This is a genomic window from Lysobacter antibioticus HS124, assembly GCF_000336385.2.
Lineage (GTDB): Bacteria > Pseudomonadota > Gammaproteobacteria > Xanthomonadales > Xanthomonadaceae > Lysobacter > Lysobacter firmicutimachus.
The window spans coordinates 67,557-87,580 of sequence record NZ_HG424509.1; the positions used below are offsets into that span (position 1 = coordinate 67,557).

General features: G+C 69.3%; 14 protein-coding genes. 6 read left to right on the plus strand and 8 right to left on the minus strand.

Annotated features, from left to right (window positions below; all coding sequences use genetic code 11):
* Positions 1-137 precede the first annotated feature (137 nt).
* Entirely contained in the window at positions 138-4,997 is a 4,860-nt protein-coding gene (locus tag TX83_RS12555; protein WP_343124846.1) for an NAD-glutamate dehydrogenase, read from the minus strand.
* 452 nt (positions 4,998-5,449) lie between these two features.
* A complete protein-coding gene (locus tag TX83_RS12560; RefSeq protein ID WP_064748295.1) occupies positions 5,450-6,610 on the minus strand; it encodes an acyl-CoA dehydrogenase family protein in 1,161 nt (386 codons plus the stop codon).
* 418 nt (positions 6,611-7,028) lie between these two features.
* On the opposite strand from TX83_RS12560, the gene TX83_RS12565 reads away from it, so the two are divergent.
* From TX83_RS12565 to TX83_RS12580, 4 genes are all read left to right on the plus strand, one after another.
* The gene (locus TX83_RS12565; RefSeq protein WP_064748296.1) at positions 7,029-7,991 is read left to right on the plus strand and encodes an ArsR/SmtB family transcription factor; all 963 of its coding nucleotides are present in this window, start codon (positions 7,029-7,031) and stop codon (positions 7,989-7,991) included.
* 10 nt (positions 7,992-8,001) lie between these two features.
* Positions 8,002-9,108 carry a homocysteine S-methyltransferase family protein gene (locus tag TX83_RS12570; RefSeq protein ID WP_064748297.1) on the plus strand — a complete coding sequence of 369 codons (1,107 nt, stop codon included), beginning with the start codon at positions 8,002-8,004 and terminating at the stop codon, positions 9,106-9,108.
* Between the two features lie 142 nt (positions 9,109-9,250).
* On the plus strand, positions 9,251-12,022 hold the full coding sequence (gene metH / locus TX83_RS12575) for a methionine synthase (RefSeq protein WP_064748298.1): 2,772 nt from the start codon (positions 9,251-9,253) through the stop codon (positions 12,020-12,022).
* Between the two features lie 138 nt (positions 12,023-12,160).
* Complete coding sequence (locus tag TX83_RS12580) at positions 12,161-12,883, plus strand: hypothetical protein (RefSeq protein ID WP_064748299.1); 723 nt, start codon at positions 12,161-12,163, stop codon at positions 12,881-12,883.
* Between the two features lie 78 nt (positions 12,884-12,961).
* Here the strand turns inward: TX83_RS12580 and TX83_RS12585 are convergent, their stop codons facing one another.
* The 3 genes from TX83_RS12585 to TX83_RS12595 all read right to left on the minus strand — a co-directional run bounded on the left by TX83_RS12585 (position 12,962) and on the right by TX83_RS12595 (position 15,455).
* Positions 12,962-13,789, minus strand: a complete 828-nt coding sequence (locus TX83_RS12585) for a right-handed parallel beta-helix repeat-containing protein (protein WP_064748300.1) — start codon at positions 13,787-13,789, stop codon at positions 12,962-12,964.
* Positions 13,790-13,921: 132 nt separating this feature from the next.
* Positions 13,922-14,752 (minus strand): right-handed parallel beta-helix repeat-containing protein, encoded by an 831-nt coding sequence (locus tag TX83_RS12590; protein ID WP_064748301.1) that lies wholly within the window; start codon positions 14,750-14,752, stop codon positions 13,922-13,924.
* A 160-nt stretch (positions 14,753-14,912) separates the two neighbouring features.
* Positions 14,913-15,455: a TetR/AcrR family transcriptional regulator gene (locus tag TX83_RS12595; RefSeq protein WP_064748302.1), complete on the minus strand. Its 543-nt coding sequence runs from the start codon at positions 15,453-15,455 to the stop codon at positions 14,913-14,915.
* Between the two features lie 124 nt (positions 15,456-15,579).
* Here TX83_RS12595 and TX83_RS12600 point away from each other — a divergent pair, with 124 nt between their 5' ends.
* A complete protein-coding gene (locus tag TX83_RS12600; RefSeq protein ID WP_064748303.1) occupies positions 15,580-16,371 on the plus strand; it encodes an SDR family NAD(P)-dependent oxidoreductase in 792 nt (263 codons plus the stop codon).
* 121 nt (positions 16,372-16,492) lie between these two features.
* Positions 16,493-17,320: an alpha/beta fold hydrolase gene (locus TX83_RS12605; RefSeq protein WP_064748304.1), complete on the plus strand. Its 828-nt coding sequence runs from the start codon at positions 16,493-16,495 to the stop codon at positions 17,318-17,320.
* Positions 17,321-17,622: 302 nt separating this feature from the next.
* Here the strand turns inward: TX83_RS12605 and TX83_RS12610 are convergent, their stop codons facing one another.
* Genes TX83_RS12610 through TX83_RS12620 form a run of 3 tightly spaced genes read right to left on the minus strand, consistent with a single transcriptional unit; the run spans position 17,623 to position 19,999 of the window.
* Positions 17,623-18,348, minus strand: a complete 726-nt coding sequence (locus TX83_RS12610; protein ID WP_064748305.1) for a DUF2058 domain-containing protein — start codon at positions 18,346-18,348, stop codon at positions 17,623-17,625.
* A 37-nt stretch (positions 18,349-18,385) separates the two neighbouring features.
* Positions 18,386-18,616 carry a SlyX family protein gene (locus TX83_RS12615; RefSeq protein WP_064748306.1) on the minus strand — a complete coding sequence of 77 codons (231 nt, stop codon included), beginning with the start codon at positions 18,614-18,616 and terminating at the stop codon, positions 18,386-18,388.
* Positions 18,617-18,652: 36 nt separating this feature from the next.
* A complete protein-coding gene (locus TX83_RS12620) occupies positions 18,653-19,999 on the minus strand; it encodes a UDP-glucose dehydrogenase family protein (RefSeq protein ID WP_064748307.1) in 1,347 nt (448 codons plus the stop codon).
* Positions 20,000-20,024 lie beyond the last annotated feature (25 nt).

A 20,024-nucleotide genomic window follows, 5' to 3' on the forward strand; every position in this document is an offset into this window, starting at 1 on the left:
GCTCACGCCGCTCCTACAAGAAGGGCGATGCTATGCGCCCATAGCCAGACGACAAAAAGCCCCCTCCCTTGCGGGAGAGGGCTCGATGGCTATCAACCGCCGCTCGGGGCCGGCCCGACGGTCGGCCCCACGCTCGATCAGCCGCGCGCCGCCAACTGCGACAGGCGCTGCACCGCGACCGAAGCGGTCGGGTAGTCCAGGCTCTTCTGCGCGGCCAGCTCGGTCAGCATCGCCAGGGTGAAGCGCAGCGACTGGTCGTCGCGGCCCAGCCACTGCTGGACCTTGGCCTCGGCGGTGGCGCCCGGCATCTTCAGCACCTGCCCGACCAGGACGCGCTGCTGGGTCGACAGTTCCTCGCGCAGCACGCCGCGCGCGACCGCATGCCAGCGGCCGTCGACCACCAGGGCGTCGATCTGCTCCTGCAGCCACGGCAGGCGCAGCGCCTCGCCGAGGCGGAAGTGGACCTTGGCCACCTCGACCGGCTTGAGCTTGCACTCGCGGGCCAGTTCGATGATGTCGCAGCTCGGCTCCAGGTACGGCAACGCCGCCAACTGCGCCGCCAGCGCCTCCGGCACGCCCTTGGCCTTCCAGTCGGCGTAGGCGGCGTCGTGCGCCGGCCGCTGGCCGTCGCCGAGGATGCCCTTGCCGGCGCGGATGTCCTTGAAGCCGTCGTGGTAGCGCTCGACCGCGGTGGTGATGTCCGGAATCGCGCCCGGCCGCGACAGCAGCCAGCGGGTGAACGAGCGCTGCAGGTTCCAGATCACCTGCAGGGCGTCGATCTGGGTCGACTCGGCGACCACGCCGTCGAGGGCGTCGATCTGCGCCCACAGCGCGCGCGCATCGAGGGTCTCGCGGGTGATGGTGAAGGCCTTGGCGACCTCGCCCGGGGTGCGGCCGCTGTCTTCCTGCATGCGCAGCAGGAAGGTCGCGCCCATCCGGTTGATGGTCGAGTTGGTCACCGCGGTGGCGATGATCTCGCGCTTCAGGCGGTGGTTCTCCATCGCCTTGGCGTACTTCTTCTGCAGCGGCTCGGGGAAGTAGCGGACCAGTTCCTTGGACAGGTACGGGTCTTCCGGCACGTCCGAATCGAGCATCTGCTGGAACGCGACCAGCTTGGAGTACGACAGCAGCACCGACAGTTCCGGGCGGGTCAGGCCCTGGCCGCGCGCCTTGCGCTCGGCGATCTCGGCGTCCGAGGGCAGGAACTCGATCTGGCGGTCGAGCAGGCCCTGCGACTCCAGAGTGCGGATGAAGTGCTGCTTGGACCCCAGTCGGCTCAGGCTCATCCGCTCCATCAGGCTGATCGCCTGGTTTTGGCGGTAGTTGTCGTTCAACACCAGGCCGGCCACTTCGTCGGTCATCGACGCCAGCAGCTTGTTGCGTTCGGGCAGGGTCAGCTTTTTCGCCTGGACCTGGCCGTTGAGCAGGATCTTGATGTTGACCTCGTGGTCGGAGGTGTCCACGCCGGCCGAGTTGTCGATGAAGTCGGTGTTGAGCAGCACGCCGTGCTGGGCGGCCTCGATGCGGCCGAGCTGGGTCAGGCCCAGGTTGCCGCCCTCGCCCACCGTCTTGCAGCGCAGATCGCTGCCGTTGACGCGCAGGCCGTTGTTGGCGCGGTCGCCGACGTCGGCGTTGGACTCACTGGAAGCCTTGACGTAGGTGCCGATGCCGCCGTTCCACAGCAGGTCGACCGGGGCCTTGAGGATCGCGCTCATCAGCTCGACCGGGCTCATCGCCGCGACCGCGCCCTCGATGCCCAGCGCCGCCTTGATTTCCGGCGACAGCGGGATCGACTTGGCCGAGCGCGGATACACGCCGCCGCCCTTGCTGATCAGCTTCTTGTCGTAATCGTCCCAGCTCGAGCGCGGCAGCTTGAACATGCGCTCGCGTTCCTTGAACGTCTTGGCCGCGTCCGGGTTCGGGTCGAGGAAGATGTGGCGGGGGTCGAACGCCGCGACCAGGCGGATGTGCTTGGACAGCAGCATGCCGTTGCCGAACACGTCGCCGGACATGTCGCCGATGCCGACCGCGGTGAAGTCCTGGCTCTGGCTGTCGCGGCCCATGGCGCGGAAGTGGCGCTTGACCGACTCCCAGGCGCCCTTGGCGGTGATGCCCATGCCCTTGTGGTCGTAGCCGACCGAGCCGCCGGAGGCGAAGGCGTCGTCGAGCCAGAACTTGTGCTCGGCGGCGATGCCGTTGGCGATGTCGGAGAAGGTCGCGGTGCCCTTGTCGGCGGCGACGACCAGGTACGGATCGTCGTTGTCGTGGCGCACCACGTTCTTCGGCGGCACGATCTTGCCGTCGACGATGTTGTCGGTGATGTCGAGCAGGCCGTTGATGAACATCTTGTAGCAGGCGATGCCCTCGGCCAGCACCGCGTCTCGGTCGCCGCCCAGCGGCGGACGCTTGGCGAAGAAACCGCCCTTCGAGCCGACCGGCACGATCACGGTGTTCTTGACCATCTGCGCCTTGACCAGGCCCAGCACCTCGGTGCGGAAGTCTTCGCGGCGGTCCGACCAGCGCAGGCCGCCGCGGGCGACCGGGCCGAAGCGCAGGTGCACGCCTTCCACGCGCGGGCCGTAGACGAAGATCTCGCGATAGGGCTTGGGCTTGGGCAGGTCCGGCACCTGGGCCGAATCGAACTTGTAGCTGACGTAGCCGCGCTCGCCGCCGTCGGCGGCGCGCTGGTAGTAGCTGGTACGCAGGGTGGCGTTGATCACGCCGATGAAGCTGCGCAGGATGCGGTCCTCGTCGAGGCTGGAGACGCGGTCGAGCAGCCCCTTGAGCGCGCCCAGGGTCGCTTCGGCCTGGGCCTCGCGCTTGCCGCTGCGGGCGTCGAGCACCGGCTGCAGCACCGCCATGACCGCGGCGTCGCCGCCGGCGAGCACCTCGAACTGCTCCTTCAAGCGCTCCTGGCCGGCCTTGATCTCGGCCTTGCTCTCGCTGCCGGTGGTCGGGTCGAAGCGGGCTTCGAACAGCTCGACCAGCAGGCGCGCCAGCAGCGGGTAGCGGCTGAAGGTCTCTTCGACGTAGCTCTGCGAGAACGGCACGCCGACCTGCAGCAGGTACTTGCAGTAGGCGCGCAGCATCGCGACCTGGCGCCAGGACAGGTTGGCGGCCAGGATCAGGCGGTTGAAGCCGTCGTTTTCGGCGTTGCCGCGCCAGATCTGCGCGAACGCGTCCTCGAAGGTTTCGTCGAGGCGGTCGACGTCGATGTCCTGGGTGGTGGTCTCGACTTCGAAGTCCTGGATGTACACCGGCTGGCCGTCGACGGTCAGGCGGTAGGGATGCTCGGAGATCACCCGCAGGCCCATGTTCTCCATCATCGGCAGCGCATCCGACAGCGGGATGTCGTCGAGCTGGCGGTAGAACTTGAAGCGCAGGCCGCCCTCGCCCGGGCGGGTCCGGCACAGGCTCAGGCGCAGGTCGTCCGGACCGCTGAGCGCGGCCAGGTGGGCGATGTCCTGGGCGGCGACCGAGGCCGAAACTTCGTCGATGTAGCCGGCCGGCAGGGCGCGGCCGTAACGATGGGCCAGCGCCAGGCCCTGCTGCTCGCCGTGGCCCCGGACCAGCGCGTCGCGCAGCTCGTCCTGGCGGTTGCGCACGATTTCGGCCAGTTCGGCCTCGATTGCGGCATTGTCGATCTGCACCGCGTCGCCCGACTTCGGCCGCACGATCAGGTGCAGCTGGGCCAGCGGCGATTCGCCGATGTGCACGGTGGTGTCGACATGCTCGCCGTGCAGCTTGTCCTTGAGCATCGCCTCCACGCGCAGGCGCACGTCGGTGTTGAAGCGTTCGCGCGGGATGTAGACCAGGCCCGAGAAGTAGCGGCCGTAGCGGTCGCGGCGCAGGAACAGCTTGCTGCGCACGCGCTCCTGCAGGCCGAGGATGCCCGAGGCGGTCTTGAACAACTCCTCCTCGCTGGACTGGAACAGCTCGTCGCGCGGCAGGGTTTCCAGCACATGGCGCAGGGCCTTGCCGCTGTGGCTGTCGGCGGCCAAGCCGGACTGCTGCATCACATAGGCGTGGCGCTGGCGCACCAGCGGGATGTCCCAGGGGCGACGGTTGTAGGCGCTGGAGGTGTACAGGCCGAGGAAGCGCTTCTCCGCCACCGGGCGGCCGTCGGCGTCGAAGCTCAGCACGCCGATGTAATCCATGTAGCCCGGACGGTGCACGGTCGAGCGCGCATTGGTCTTGGTCAGGATCAACGCGTCGACCGAACCGGACTGCGGCATGTAGTGCGCGGCCAGCGAGGTCAGCGGGCGCGGCTTGCCCGCGTCCTTGCCGCGCAGCAGGCCCAGGCCGCTGTCCTTGATCGCGCGCAGCACGTCCTGGCCGCCCTGCTTGACCACCTCGTACTCGCGATAGCCGAGGAAGGTGAAATGGTTGTCGGCGGCCCAGTGCAGGAAGGCCTGCGCTTCGCGCTTGCCCTCCTCGGAAATCGGCATGCGTTCGCCGACCAGTTCGTCGGCGACCGCGTTCATGCGCTCGCGCATCTGCGCCCAGTCGCGCACGCTCGCGCGCACGTCGGCGAGCACGGTCTCCAGCGACTGCCGGATCGCAGCCATGGCCTCCGGCGTCTGCCGGTCGATCTCCAGGTGCATCAGCGACTCGGCCACGCCCTGCCCGACCGCGACCAGCTTGCCGGCCTTGTCGCGCAGGAAGGTCACCACCGGGTGGCCGAGCACATGCACGCCGATGCCCTGGTCGGCCAGGGCCATGGTCACCGAGTCGACCAGGAACGGCATGTCGTCGTTGGCGATCTGCAGCACGGTGTGCGGCGATTCCCAGCCCTGCGCCTTGAGGGTCGGGTTGAACAGGCGCACCAGCGCCGAGCCCGGCTTGCGGTCGCGGGCGAAATCGAGGAAATCGGCGGCCAGCGCGGCCCAGCCTTCGGCCGGATGCTGCGGCAGTTCGTCGCCGCTCATGCGCTTGTAGAACGCCTGGGCGAAGGCCTCCGCCTCGGCATGGCGCGCCTTGGGCAGGCGCTTGCGCATGGCTTCGACGATCGGGCTCAGGTCGACGGCCTGCGCTTCGGCGGCCGCCGCGGTGCGCGGCGCCTTGGCCGCGGCGGACTTGGCGGCCGGCTTCAGCGCGGCCTGCTTGACCGGGGCTTGCTTGGACGAAGCCGGCTTGACGGCCTTGGCGGCCGGTTTGGCGGGTTCGGACTTGGAAGCTTTGGTTTTATTGCTCATGGGAACGTTGGCGATCCGGATGGAATGAGGCCCACGCTTTCGCGCGGGCCAGAGAGAGGTGAGTGCCGGGAATGACGGGCTTGCAGGGCGGCAATGGACGCGGCGCCGTAGTCGAGCGACGCGCCCGCGCGGCCGCGCGCCGTCGGGCGCGGGCCGGATACGGCGACGTCGTCCGCGACGCGCAGGCCCATGCCGCCGTCCTCAGGACAGGCGGTGGGCCGTGACGAGCCGAAACGTTTCATCGGGCTGGGGCTTCAGCGCAGGCCGGTTTCGTTGCGGGCGATGACCAGGCGCTGGATTTCGCTGGTGCCTTCGTAGATTTCGGTGATCTTGGCGTCGCGGAAATAGCGTTCCAGCGGCATTTCCTTGGAGTAGCCCATGCCGCCGTGGATCTGCACCGCCTGGTGGGCGATCCACATCGCCGCCTCCGAGGCGGTCAGCTTGGCGATCGCCGCTTCGTTGCTGAAGCGGCCGCCGTGCTTGTCGGCCTGACCCTTCTGCCAGGCCGCGCGCAAGGTCAGCAGCAGGGCCGCGTCGAGCTTGCACTTCATGTCGGCGATCTTGGCCTGGGTCATCTGGAACGCGCCGATCGGCTGGCCGAAGGCCTTGCGCTCGCGCACGTACTCCAGGGTCTTCTCGTAGGCGGCGCGGGCGATGCCGATGGCCTGGCTGGCGATGCCGATGCGGCCGGCGTCCAGCACGCCCATCGCGATCTTGAAGCCGTGGCCCTCGTCGCCGAGCACGTCCTCGGCCGCGGCGACGTAGTTCTCGAATTCGATTTCGCAGGTCGCCGAGGCGCGAATGCCGAGCTTGGGCTCGGTCTTGCCGCGGTGGAAGCCCGGCTTGGCCGTATCGATCATGAACGCGGTGATGCCGCGCGCGCCCTTGTCCGGGTCGGTCATCGCGAACAGGACGATGTACTTGGCGACCGGGCCGGAGGTGATCCAGCTCTTCTTGCCGTTGATGACGAAGCTGCCGTCGGCCTGCTTGACCGCCTTGCAGCGCATCGCGGTGGCGTCCGAGCCCGACTGCGGCTCGGTCAGGGCGAAGGCGCCGATCTCGCGACCCTCAGCGATCGCGCGCACGTACAGCTGCTTCTGCGCCTCGGTGCCGAACTTGAGAATGCCGTTGCAGAACAGCGAGTTATTGACCGACACGATGGTCGAATGGGCGGCGTCGCCGGCGGCGATCTCGACCATCGCCAGGACGTAGCTGATCGGGTCCATGCCTGCGCCGCCGTACTCGGCCGGCACTTCGATGCCCATCAGGCCGTTCTCGCCCAGGGTGCGGATGTTCTCGAGCGGGAACTCGCCGGTCTGGTCGTGGTGCTCGGCGCTGGGAGCAATCTTTTCCTGGGCGATACGGCGCGCCACGTCCTGGATCATCAACTGCTCTTCGGTAAAGCCAAAATCCACGTCGCACCTCTGCTGGGTTTGAGCGCTGCGGCCGTTCCCCCATCGCGGCGCGCTCTTCGGCGCTGCCGCATCCCGGAACGACCGGCGCGTTGGTTCTGCGTCCTGGTCCGCGCTCCGTTGCCCGGACCGCGACGGCGAATTGTAGCCGTGCGCGCCGAATAACCCCACCCGTCCGGCTGCCCGGATCTGGCGTCATCCGTGCGCGGCCGACGCGCTTCAGTCGCCGTTGCGGCTTGCTGCACCGCCGCACGACTTGACCTGGGCGCACGGCCGGCACACACTTATCGCTATATCGCGATACGTTGATGAATGCCGGAATAGGAATGCGGGATTGCGGATTCGCAAAGCCCAATCTCCCCGCCCCGACGCAACCGCTTTCACGAATCCCAAATCCCGAATCCCGAATCCCGACCAAAGCATGGATCTCGAAGGCTGGTCCTCCCGACTCAAAGTATTCGCCGACGCCACCCGCGTGCGGCTGCTCGCGCTGCTCGAGCGCGAGGAGCTGACCGTGGCCGAGCTGTCGGCGATCACCCGGCTGGCGCAGCCGCGCGTGTCCACCCACCTGTCCAAGCTCAAGGAGGCCGGGCTGGTCCGCGACCGCCGCGCCGGGGTTTCGGCCTACTACCGTTTCGACGAGGCCGCGCTCGACCAGGCGCAGCGCGCGTTGTGGCAGACCCTGAGCACCGGCAGCGACGACCCGCTGCTGCGCCAGGACGCCGAGCGCGTGGCCGGGGTGCTGGCGATGCGCGCCTCCGACCAGAACTGGGCCGACTCGGTCGCCGGCGACATGGAGCGCCATTACTCGCCGGGGCGCACCTGGGAGGCGCTGGCGCGCTCGGCCCTGCCCTTGCTGCAGCCCGGCGACGTGCTCGACATCGCTTCCGGCGACGGCGTGCTGGCCGAACTGCTGGCGCCGCACTCGAACCGCTACGTCTGCCTCGACGCCAGCACCAAGGTGGTGGCCGCGGCGTCCGAGCGCCTGCGCAAGCTGCGCAACGTCGAAGTCCGCGAGGGCGACATGCACGCCCTGCCCTTCGACCCCGCCAGTTTCGACCTGGTGGTGCTGATGCACGCCCTGACCTACGCCGAACACCCCGCCCAGGCGGTAGCCGAAGCCGCGCGCGTGCTGCGCCCGGGCGGCCGCCTGCTGTTGACCAGCCTGGCCCGCCACGAGCACCGCGGCGCGGTCGAGGCCTTCGGTCACGTCAACCTCGGCTTCTCCGAGAAAGACCTGCAGAAGTTCGCCGGCAAGGCCGGGTTCGAGATCGTCAGCTGCGAGACCGTGACCCGCGAGCGTCGCCCGCCGCATTTCGAAGTGATCGCGCTGATGGCGCGCAAGCCCGCCGCCGAACCGGCGCGCAAGCCTGCGAAGAAGTGAGGACCCGTCGATGAAACACCTGCCGTGGCTTCATCCCGGACGCGCCCAGGCCCTGCTGCAGGGGCTGGCGCAGCGCATCCTGGTCATCGACGGCGCGATGGGCACGATGATCCAGCAGCATGCGCTGGAGGAAGCCGATTATCGCGGCGAGCGTTTCGCCCACGGCTACGACCGGCTGTACGCGGCGCACGGCGACGACCATGCCCACGGCGACGGCTGCGGTTGCGCGCGCGACCAGCGCGGCAACAACGACCTGCTGACCCTGACCCGGCCCGACATCATCGCCGGCATCCATCGCCAGTATCTGGAGGCCGGCGCCGACCTGGTCGAGACCAACACCTTCAACTCGACCACGATCTCGCTGGAAGACTACGGCCTGGAGCATCTGGCGCGCGAACTCAACCTGGAAGGCGCGCGGCTGGCGCGCTCGGTCTGCGACGAGATCGAGGCGCGCGACCCGGCGCGGCCGCGCTTCGTGATCGGCGTGCTCGGCCCGACCAGCCGCACCGCCTCGCTGAGCCCGGACGTCAACCGCCCCGGCTACCGCGCGATCAGCTTCGACCAGTTGCGCGAGGCCTATCGCGAGGCCGCGGACGGCCTGATCGACGGCGGCGCGGACGTGCTGATGGTCGAGACCATCTTCGACACCCTCAACGCGAAGGCCGCGCTGTTCGCGATCGAAGAGGCCTTCGACGCCCGCGGCGCGCGCCTGCCGGTGATGATCTCCGGCACCATCACCGACGCCTCCGGGCGCACCCTGTCGGGACAGACCGCCGAAGCGTTCTGGTACTCGGTGCGGCACGTGCAGCCGGCCGCGGTGGGGCTGAACTGCGCGCTCGGCGCCAAGGACCTGCGCGTGCACATCGACGTGCTGGCGCAGATCGCCGACGCCTGCGTCAGCACCCATCCCAACGCCGGCCTGCCCAATGCCTTCGGCGGCTACGACGAGACCCCGGAGGACATGGCCGCGGTGCTCGGCGAATTCGCCCGCGCCGGCCTGCTCAACCTGGTCGGCGGCTGCTGCGGCACCACCCCGGCGCACATCGCCGCGATCGCCCAGGCGGTCGAGGGCGTGGCGCCGCGGGCACGGCTGCAGTTGATCGACGCGGCGGCGTGACCCTCCCCGTGCCGCCCTCTTGCCGCCGTTCCCGCGCAACCGGGAATCCTGAGACTTCAGAGCCATGCCGCGATAGCGCCCTGGGTCCCCGCCCTGGCGGGGACGACGAGCAAACGGCAGCGAACGCAACTCGACATCACCGATGACCTCCGCTCTCCCCCGCCACACCCGCCTCAGCGGCCTGGAGCCGCTGCAAATCACGCCCGAAAGCAATTTCGTCAACGTCGGCGAGCGCACCAACGTCACCGGCAGCGCGCAGTTCAAGAAACTGATCCTGGAAGGCCGCTTCGACGAGGCGGTCGCGGTCGCGCGCCAGCAGGTCGAGAACGGCGCCCAGGTCATCGACGTCAACATGGACGAGGGCCTGCTCGATTCCGAGCAGGCGATGGTGGCCTACCTCAACCTGATCGCGGCCGAACCGGATATCGCCCGGGTCCCGGTGATGGTCGACAGCTCCAAGTGGAGCGTGATCGAGGCCGGGCTGAAGTGCCTGCAAGGCAAGGGCATCGTCAATTCGATCTCGATGAAGGAAGGCGAGGCCGAGTTCCTGCGCCAGGCGCGGCTGGGGCGCCGCTACGGCGCCGCGGTGGTGGTCATGGCCTTCGACGAGGCCGGCCAGGCCGACACGGTCGAGCGCAAGGTCGAGATCTGCTCGCGCGCCTATCGCCTGCTGACCGACGAAGTCGGCTTTCCGCCCGAAGACATCATCTTCGACCCCAACGTGTTCGCGGTCGCCACCGGCATCGAGGAGCACAACGACTACGCGGTCGCCTTCATCGAAGGCGCGCGCGAACTCAAGCGGCGTTTCCCGCACAGCCATATTTCCGGTGGCGTCTCCAACGTCTCCTTCTCGTTCCGCGGCAACGAGCCGGTGCGCCAGGCCATCCACGTGGTGTTCCTGTACCACGCGATCCGCGCCGGCATGGACATGGGCATCGTCAACGCCGGCGCCTTGCCGCTGTACGACGACCTCGACGCCGATCTGCGCGAACGGGTCGAGGACGTGGTGCTCAACCGCCGCAGCGACGCCACCGAGCGCTTGTTGGAGATCGCCGACCGCTACAAGGGCAAGAAGGGCGAGAAGAAGGCCGAGGACCTGCGCTGGCGCGACAAGCCGGTGCGCGAGCGCCTCAGCCACGCCCTGGTCCACGGCATCGATCAATGGATCGAAGAGGACACCGAGACCGCGCGGGCCGAGGCCAGCCGTCCGCTGGACGTGATCGAAGGCCCGTTGATGGCCGGGATGAACGTGGTCGGCGACCTGTTCGGCGCCGGCAAGATGTTCCTGCCGCAGGTGGTCAAGTCGGCGCGGGTGATGAAGAAGGCCGTCGCCTACCTGCTGCCCTTCATCGAAGCCGAGAAGCTGCGCACCGGCGACGCGGGCAAGTCCAACGGCAAGATCGTCATGGCCACGGTCAAGGGCGACGTGCACGACATCGGCAAGAACATCGTCGGCGTGGTCCTGGCCTGCAACAACTTCGAGGTCGTCGACCTGGGCGTGATGGTGCCGGCGCAGACCATCCTCGACCGCGCCCGCGCCGAGAACGCCGACCTGATCGGCCTGTCCGGCCTGATCACGCCCTCGCTGGAAGAGATGAGCCATGTCGCCCGCGAGATGCAGCGCCAGGGCTTCACCATGCCGCTGCTGATCGGCGGCGCCACCACCTCACGCGCCCACACCGCGCTGAAGATCGACCCGCACTACCAGGCGCCGACGATCTGGGTGAAGGACGCCTCGCGCGCGGTCGGCGTGGCCCAGTCGCTGATCTCGATCGAGCTGCGCGAGCCCTTCGTCGCCGCCAACGCCTCCGACTACGCGGAGATCCGCGAACGCCACCGCAATCGCGGCGACGGCAAGCGCCTGGTCTCGCTGGACAAGGCCCGCGGCCAGCGTTTCGACGGCCGCTGGGCCGACTACGCACCGCCGGCGCCGAAACTGGCGCCGGGCGTGTATGCGTTCGACGACTATCCGCTGGATGAGTTGGTCGACTACATCGACTGGACCCCGTTCTTCAACACCTGGGAACTGGCCGGCCGCTACCCGGCGATCCTCAGCGACGAGATCGTCGGCGCCCAGGCCAGCGAACTGTACCGGGACGCGCGGGCGATGCTGGCCAAGATCGTCGGAGAGAAGTGGATCTCGGCCAAAGCGGTGTTCGGCCTGTGGCCGGCCAACGCGGCCGGCGACGATGTGGTGGTCGATCTGGGCGGTGCCGCCCCGGGCACCGGCGATGCGACGCAGTTCGCCGCCCCTGCCCCTCGCCGCGTCGAATCCCCAATCCCCGATCCCGAATCCCAAACCCTGCACTTCCTGCGCCAGCAGACCGACAAGCCGGCCGACCGGCCGGACTTTTGCCTGGCCGATTTCATCGCGCCGCGGGACAGCGGCCGGCAGGACTGGATCGGCGCGTTCGCGGTCACCGCCGGTCTCGGCATCGAGCCGCACGTGGCCCGGTTCGAGGCCGACCACGACGACTACAACGCGATCATGCTCAAGGCCCTGGCGGACCGCTTCGCCGAGGCCCTGGCCGAACGCCTGCACGAGCGCGTGCGCAAGGAATTCTGGGGTTACGCGAGCGACGAGGCGCTGGACAACGAGGCGCTGATCGACGAAGGCTACCGCGGCATCCGCCCCGCCCCGGGCTATCCGGCCTGCCCGGAACACAGCGAGAAGGCGAGCCTGTTCGCGATGCTCGACGCCGGCGCCCACGCCGGGCTGGAACTGACCGAGAGCTTCGCCATGTATCCGGCCGCGGCGGTGTCCGGTTACTACTTCAGCCATCCCGACAGCCAGTACTTCGTGGTCGGACGGGTGTCCAAGGAGCAGGTCGAGGACTATGCCCGGCGCAAGGGCGTGAGCCTGGCCCAGGCCGAACGCTGGCTGGCCTCGAATCTGGATTACGATCCCGAGTGAGCCGCGCGGGCCGCAGGGCCCGCCTGCACGCAGACCCTGTCCTGGATTTCGCAGCCGCGCCCGGCGCCGGGCGGGCCTGACGTTGTCCCGGGCGCCCCGCCTCGCGCCATTGCCGCCGTTACCCAGAGAGTTGCCAGGATGAGCGACATTCTCCTGCCCGAAGACATCGCCTCCGAGTCGTCCTCGGACCCGCGCGGCAACGCCGCCTTCATCGAAAAACACGCCGGTCCCGGACGGATCGGCCTGTGCGGCGGCCGCGATTTCATCAACAAGCTGATCCGCAAGGCGCAGGCGCCGCTGACCGAGGACGGCCACCGCAGCCTGTGGTCGCACGCGTTCTTGTTCAACGAACGCCGCAGCGACGGCCAGTGGTGGGTGATCGAGTCCGACCTGGACCTGCGCTACCGGCAGATCCGCCTCGGCGTGCAGGAAAACCGGGTCGCGCGTTATTACGACGCCGAGGCTTTCCCCAACGTGGCCATTCTCGACTTCGGTCTCGACGAGACCCAGATCCGCCAAATCCAGGTCGCCGGGCTGGACCTGCTGGCCGGGCTGTCGAGCTATTCGATCAGCGAGCTGGTCGGTACCTTGATGGCGATGCACAGCCGGCGCCTGCGCCGGCGCAGCAATCTGCTGGCCAAGGAAGGCGCGCTGTACTGCTCGGCCCTGGTCCAGCATTGCTACCACGCCGCCGGGATCGAGTTCCTGCCCGGCGTGCCGGGCAAGAACATCGCGCCGCACGACATCGACGACTCGCCGATCCCACACGCCACCCATCGCATCATCCGCGACCTGGGCGTGTCGACCGTGCGCACGCTGGCGCACAGCGCCCGCGCGCGACTGAGCTCGGCGCTGGACTGAGCGCCGCGCCAGTGTACGCCGCCGGCCCGTGCAGGACCGGCGGCGCCGCCATCGCGGACGGGGTTTCGGCGCCGCGGTTTACGGCCCCTGCGGCGGCAAGGGACGCTCGACGTTGTGGCGGGTCACCGCGCATTCGGAGAAGCCCGAACGCTGGGTGTTGATGAACACGTTCTCGACGCAGGTCGCGTCGACCGCACCGGCGATGCCCTGCAGCACGCTCGGATCGCGCTGCATGATGGTGTTGTGCACCACCCGCGCCCGCGGCGACTGCTCGAGCCGGATCATCCGGTCGCTGCCCTCGAAGTCGAGGAACTGGTTGCCGATCAGCTGCGTGTCCGGCGCGTCAACCAGCATCAGGCCGCTGCGGCCGCCGCGGAAACCGGCGACGACGTTGTTGCTGAGGATCGCGCGATTGAGGCCGATCACCTGGATCGCCGGCTGCTGGCTCCATGCCGGCTCGACGTCGAAATAGCCGAACACCCGATTGCCGGTGACCCGGATCGGCTCGGCATAGGGGTCGCGGTTGCCGTGCACCAACAGCGGGGCCTGCTTGGCCCGCACGACGGTGTTGTTGACCAGTTGCGAGGCGCCGCGCGCGTCCAGCTCGATGCCGTGGTCGAAGCCGTCGACGCGGCAATTGCGCACGATCACGTTCTCGCCGTGCGCGCGGATGCCGGCGGGGCCGGCGCCGGCGCCGGGCGGTGCGATTACGCTGCGGCTGCGGCAGTCCAGTTCGATGTTGCTGCCCTGGATCTCGATCGGCAGGATGCGGTTGGCGCTGAGGCAGTACTTGCCGGGGTGGTACACCTGCACCTGCTGGGGATCCAGCACGTTTTCGCAGGCGAACGCGGATGCGCTGAACATCAGGCCCGACAGGGCCAGGCCGGTAATGGCGATGATTCGCATGAAGTTCCTCTTCGTGAGTTGTCCAATCGCGGCCGGGACGCCTCCCCGGCGTCCCCGGCCGCATCGCGATGATGAACCCGCGACGTCTCCCTGGCCGCGACCAGCGCCGCGGCGCGGGATCAACTCCACGACTCAAGGGACGGACGGACTGAGCTGCTCGATGTTGTTGCGCTTGGACGCGCACTGCTCCAGGTTCGACGGCGTGGTGTTGACGAACACGTTCTCGATGCAGGTCGCATCGCGCACGCCGTCGCCTTCGATGCCGCGCACGTTGTACGGCCGCAGCGCGGTCACCGTGTTGTGGACCAGGCGAGTGCGCGGCGAGTAGCGGTCGAGATAAAAGGCCGAGCCGACGCCCGACTCGAAATCCAGCACCTGGTTGCCGGTCAGGCGCACGTCGGCCGAATGCTCGACATGGACCACGCCTTCGCCGCCGAAGCCGGCGACCACGTTGTTGACCGCCTCCAGGCGGTTGGCGCCCTGCAGCCGGATCGCCGTCACCGGCTGCATCGCGCCCTGGTTGCCGTAGTTGGCGATGCGGTTGCCGATCAGGCGCACGCCGTCGCCTTCGGCCAGGTCGTTGCCTTGCACCAGCACGCCGACCGACTGCGGACGCAGCACGGTGTTGTTGACGATCTGGGTGTCGCTGGCGCGGTCGACGTATACGCCGCGCGGCCACTGCTCGATGCGGCAGTTGCGCACGGTCACGCCGCGACGCGGCGCGATCGTCACGGCCGCGTCCCAGGACGAGCCGGCGCCGTTGCCGAGCAGGCGGCCGCGGCAATCGAGCTCGACGTCGTCGCTGCGGATTTCGATCGGCAGATCGCGGTCGGCGAACAGGCAGTACTTGCCGGGGGCGTAGATGTCGCGCTGGTCGGGCTGGAGCACGAAGTCGCAGGCGGCGGCCGAAGCGCTGGCGAAGACGGCGGCCAGGGCGAATCCCGCACGGGAAACGATGCGCATGAAATCCCTCTCTTGTCGGTAGGTCCATCGATGCCGGTCGATCGGCGAGGGCCGATCGCGGACGCGGCGAACGCAGGATCGCCGCGCGCGGCGAGTATGCACGAGGCGCATCTCATCTCGCGATTCCGATGACGCGAACCGCAGGCGCGCAGCGTCGGCGTCAGGGCCGGGCTTCGATCCAGGCGCGGGTCTGCGCCAGCACTTCCGCCGACAGGTCCGGATCGTCGCTGGAACGCGCCAGGATCAACGCGCCGACCATCGCCGACCATCGCCCGATCGCATGACGGCGGCGTTCGGCCTCGTTCGCACCCGGCGCCGACGCGCTCATCGCCCGCAGCGCTTGGCGCAGGAAGGCGGTCATCGCCGCGCGCGCCTGCGGCGCCTGGCGCAGGGTCTCGGCCGCCAGGCCCGCGGTCGGGCAACCGCCGGCCAGATCGGCGCAGTGTTCGGGCGACAAATACGCGGCGAGGAACGCCGCCGGGTCGTCCGGGGCCTGAGTCGCGGCCAGCGCATGCGCCAGCGCTTGCGCGATCAGATCGTCCTTGGACTGAAAGTGGCCGTAGAAGGCGCCGTGGGTCAATCCGGCGGCTTTCATGACCTCGGCCACTGTCACCGCCTCGAATCCGCGCTCGCGGAACAGCCGCGCCGCGGCTTCGAGGATTCGCCGGCGGTTCTCGCCGACCTGTTCGCGACTGACTTTCATGGCACCTCCGGCGACGGCTTGACATGTTACATGACGACCATCATGATAAATCAAACATGATACTCATCATGAATAAACCCCTTCGCCCTCCCGCCCGTTCACTCCAGCCCCGAGGCCCGTTCCCATGCCCACCCCGCTTCCCACCGTCCTGGTCACCGGCGCCTCCAGCGGCATCGGTGCCGTCTATGCCGACCGCTTCGCCCATCGCGGCCACGATCTGGTCCTGGTCGCGCGCGATCGGGCGCGCCTGGACGCCCTGGCCGCCCGCCTGCGCGCCGAAACCGGCGTCCGGGTCGATGTGCTCGCCGCCGATCTCAGCGACCCGGCCGCTCTGGCGACGGTCGAAGCGCGGCTGCGCGACGACGCCGCGATCGAAGTGCTGGTCAACAACGCCGGCGCCAGCCTCGCCGGCGGCTTCCTCGAACAAGGTCCGGAGCGGGTCGGCCAGCTGATCGCGCTCAATGCCGTCGCCCCGGCGCGGCTGGCCGCGGCGATCGCGCCCAAGCTGGCCGCCGCCGGCCGCGGCGCCGTCGTCAACATCGGCTCGGTGGTCGGGCTGGCGCCGGAGTTCGCGATGGCCGTGTACGGCGCGACCAAGGCCTTCGTCCTGCACTTCAGCCAGGCCCTGCAGGTCGAACTCGGCCCGCGCGGCGTGTACGTGCAAGCGGTGCTGCCGGCGGCGACGCGTACCGAGATCTGGGAACGCTCGGGCAAGGACGTCAACGCCCTGCAGGGCGTCATGGAAGTCGACGAACTGGTCGATGCCGCCCTGCTCGGCTACGACCGCCGCGAGCCGGTGACGATCCCGCCGCTGCCGGACGAGGCGCAATGGACCGCCCTGGAAGGCGCACGCCGGGCGATGCTGCCGAACTTCGCCCAATCGCACGCCGCCGAGCGCTATCGCAACCGCGGCTGAGCCCGGCCCGGACGCACGCGCCGCCGCGGGAACGCACGCTGTCGCCAAACAGTACGCAATGGTATGTTTGGCGCCCCGCACCGCATTCCCGCGGCGGCATCCGCGATGCCGCGCCTGCCTCATGACCGATCTGCTGCTGTTCTCCCACGCCAACGGTTTTCCGGCCCCGGTCTACGACCTGATGCTGGAATCGCTGGCGGGACGCTTCCGGATCGAACGCCCGGAGCGGATCGGCCACGACCCGCGCTACCCTGTCACCCGCGACTGGCCGCACCTGGTGGAAGAACTGAGCGCGCGGATCGGCGCCGCGGCCGGCGACGCCGGTCGGATCTGGCTGGTCGGGCATTCGCTGGGCGGCTATCTGAGCCTGCTGGCTTCGCTGCGCCTGGCCGGCAGCGCGCTGGGCGCACGCGTGGCCGGCGTGGTCATGCTGGATTCGCCGCTGATCGCCGGCTGGCGCGCGCGCCTGGTGCAGATCGGCCGCCGCACCGGCCTGGACAATCTGGTCATGCCGACCCGCGCCACCCTGCAACGCCGCCGGCACTGGCCCGACCCGGATGCGGTACGCGCGCACTTCCTCGCCAAGCCGGCGTTCGCGCGCTGGGACCGGCGCGTGCTGGACGCCTATGTCGAGCACGGCACCCGCGCGGTCGACGACGGGTCGCGCGAACTGGCCTTCGAGCGCGAGGTCGAGTACCGGATCTATCGCAGCCTGCCGACCACCGCGCTCAGCGACCGGGTGGCGCAGGTACCGGTACCGGTCGGCTTCCTCGCCGGCACCCGTTCGCGCGAGCTGCGCCATGCCGGCCACGCCGCGACCCGGCGCCTGGTCGGCGAACGCTGGCGCTGGCTGGAAGGCAGCCACCTGTTCCCGATGGAGCGGCCGCTGGACACGGCGCGGGCGATCGAGGCGATGATCGATCGCCTCGCCGCGCACGAGCGGCGCTGAGGGCGGACATCCCGCGCAGGCGCCATCGCCCGGGCTCGTGCATGCGGGCATGCCTCGGCCGCCCCTTCGCCATCGCCCCCTCACCGCCGCCCTTCGCGCGCGGCATCCGCCACGCCGATTCCGCCCGGCCGATTCCACCCCGCCGATTCCGCCCGGCCGCGACGTCCGCCGCTGCACCGCATCAAGCGCCGCAGCGAGCGCGGCCGTCCGCGTTCGCCGGCGCCAACGAAAACAGCGGCCCGGGGCCGCTGTCGATGGATGCGGAGCGCGCGCCGGACGCCCAGGCCCGGCGCGCGACAGGGTCACCAGACCAAGTCGTCGGGCACCTGGTACTGCGGATCGGCGTACGGGTCTTCTTCGGCCGGCGCGTTCGGATCGACCTTCAGCGCCACCGCCGGCGCGAACACCGCCTCGGCCTGGGCCAGCATCGCCGCGGTCACCAACAGGTAGCGGCCTTCCATCTGCACCACGCCGAGTTCGCCGGCGTTGAGCTGCTTGAGCTGGGCCTCGGTGACGTAGATGCGCTTGATCTTGCCGCCGTACGGAAAGTGGCGCGCGATCTCGGCGTCGGCGGCGTTGAGCGCCTGGTCCTTGAGCAACTCGGCGAGCTTGGCGCGCGCCTCGCGGCGCAGGCGCGCCTCTTCCTGCTTGGCCTGTTCGGCGGCGATGCGCTCTTCCTTCTCGCGCTGGGCGCGGATCGCATAGGCCTTGGCCAGGTCGATGTCCTCGCGCGTGCGCGGCTTGCCCTGGCCCGGGCGGCCTTGTCCCGGACGGCCCTGGCCGGGCTTGGCGCCGCCCGGCTTGTGACCGCCGGCCGGACGGCCTTCGGCCCGGGCACCGTCGGGCCGGGGCCCGCCAGGCTTGCGCGCGTCATGGCGCGGCGGGCCCGGGCGCGCGCCCGGCTTGGCCTCGGCGCGTGCGCCGGGCTTGCCGCCGCGGCGTTCGTCCGGCTTGCGCTCGGGGCGTTCGGGCTTGGGCGCGGGCTTGAAACCCAGGCCCAGCAATTGGTCGCGCAGACTGTCGCTCATGATTCGGTACTTGAGGTTCGGTGCGAGCGCAAAGCGCTCAGTAATGCGGCGGGGGCGGTTCGGCGGCGGCGTCGCCGGTCAGCGGCGTGGCCGCCATGGCGGACCGCAGTTGCTTGATCTCGTCGAGCGCGCGGTGCAGCAGCAGCGAATTGCGGGCTTCTTCGCTGCGCGCCGCGGCCAGCGCGTCGCTGAGTTCGTTGAGCGCGTGCTCCTGGAACGCGAGCCGCGTTTCCAGGTCGATCAGGCGCTGGTCGAGTTCGGTGGTCACGGTTCGGCTCGGACGTGAAAAAGGCGGCGCGGCGGCTCAGCCGGCGTCGATCAGGATCGAACGGCCGCGGCCGATGCCGTAGTACGCCAGATCGGCGGCTTCGACTTCGTCGGGGTGGTAGAGGTTGCGACCGTCGAAGATCACCGCGTCGGCCAGAGCTTGCCGGATGCGGACGAAATCCGGGCTGCGGAACTGCTTCCACTCGGTCACCACCACCAGCGCGTCGGCGTCGGCCAGGGCGGCGCGGGCCGAATCGCACAGCACCAGATCCTCGCGTTCGCCGAAGATGCGCTCGGCCTCTTCGTTGGCTTCCGGATCGTAGGCGCGCACGCGCGCGCCGGCCGCCCACAGCTGCGCCAGCAGGGTGCGGCTGGACGCCTCGCGCATGTCGTCGGTGTTGGGTTTGAACGCCAGGCCCCAGACCGCGAAGGTCTTGCCCTTCACGTCGCCGCCGTAATGGCGTTGGATCAGTTCGAACAGATGGCCCTTCTGGCTGTCGTTGACCGCCTCGACCGCGTCCAGCAGGCGTGCGCCGTAGCCGTGCTGCTGGGCGGTGCGGGCCAGCGCCTGCACGTCCTTGGGGAAGCAGGAACCGCCGTAGCCGGCGCCGGGATAGATGAAGTGCCAGCCGATGCGCGGGTCCGAACCGATGCCCTGGCGGACCATCTCCACGTCGGCGCCGACCTTCTCGGCGATGTTGGCGATCTCGTTCATGAAACTGATCTTGGTCGCCAGCATCGCGTTGGCCGCGTACTTGGTCAGCTCGGCCGAGCGCACGTCCATCACCACGATGCGCTCGTGGTTGCGGTTGAACGGCGCATACAGGCGCTTGAGCTTCTCGACCGCGGCCGGGTTGGACGAGCCCACCACGATGCGGTCCGGGCGCATGCAGTCGTTGACCGCATCGCCTTCCTTGAGGAATTCGGGATTGGACGCGACGTCGAAGGCGATCTCCAGGCCGCGCGCGCGCAGTTCCGCGGCGATGGTGGCCTGGACCTTGTCGGCGGTGCCGACCGGCACGGTCGACTTGTTGACCACCACCACCGGGCGCTCGATGTGGCGGCCGACGGTCGCGGCGACCGCGAGCACGTACTTGAGGTCGGCGCTGCCGTCTTCGTCCGGCGGGGTGCCGACGGCGATGAAGATCAGGTCGCCGTGGCCGATCGCGCTGGCGGCGTCGGTGGTGAAATGGAGGCGGCCGGCGGCGTGGTTGGCCTTGACCATCGGCTCCAGGCCGGGCTCATAAATCGGAATCACGCCGCGGTTGAGGCCTTCGACTTTGGCCTGGTCGATGTCGACGCAGACCACGTCGTGGCCGACGTCGGCCAGGCAGGTTCCGGTGACCAGACCCACATAGCCGGTACCGAAGATGGTGACGCGCATTCGTTGCTCTCAGTGCTGGGTGTCG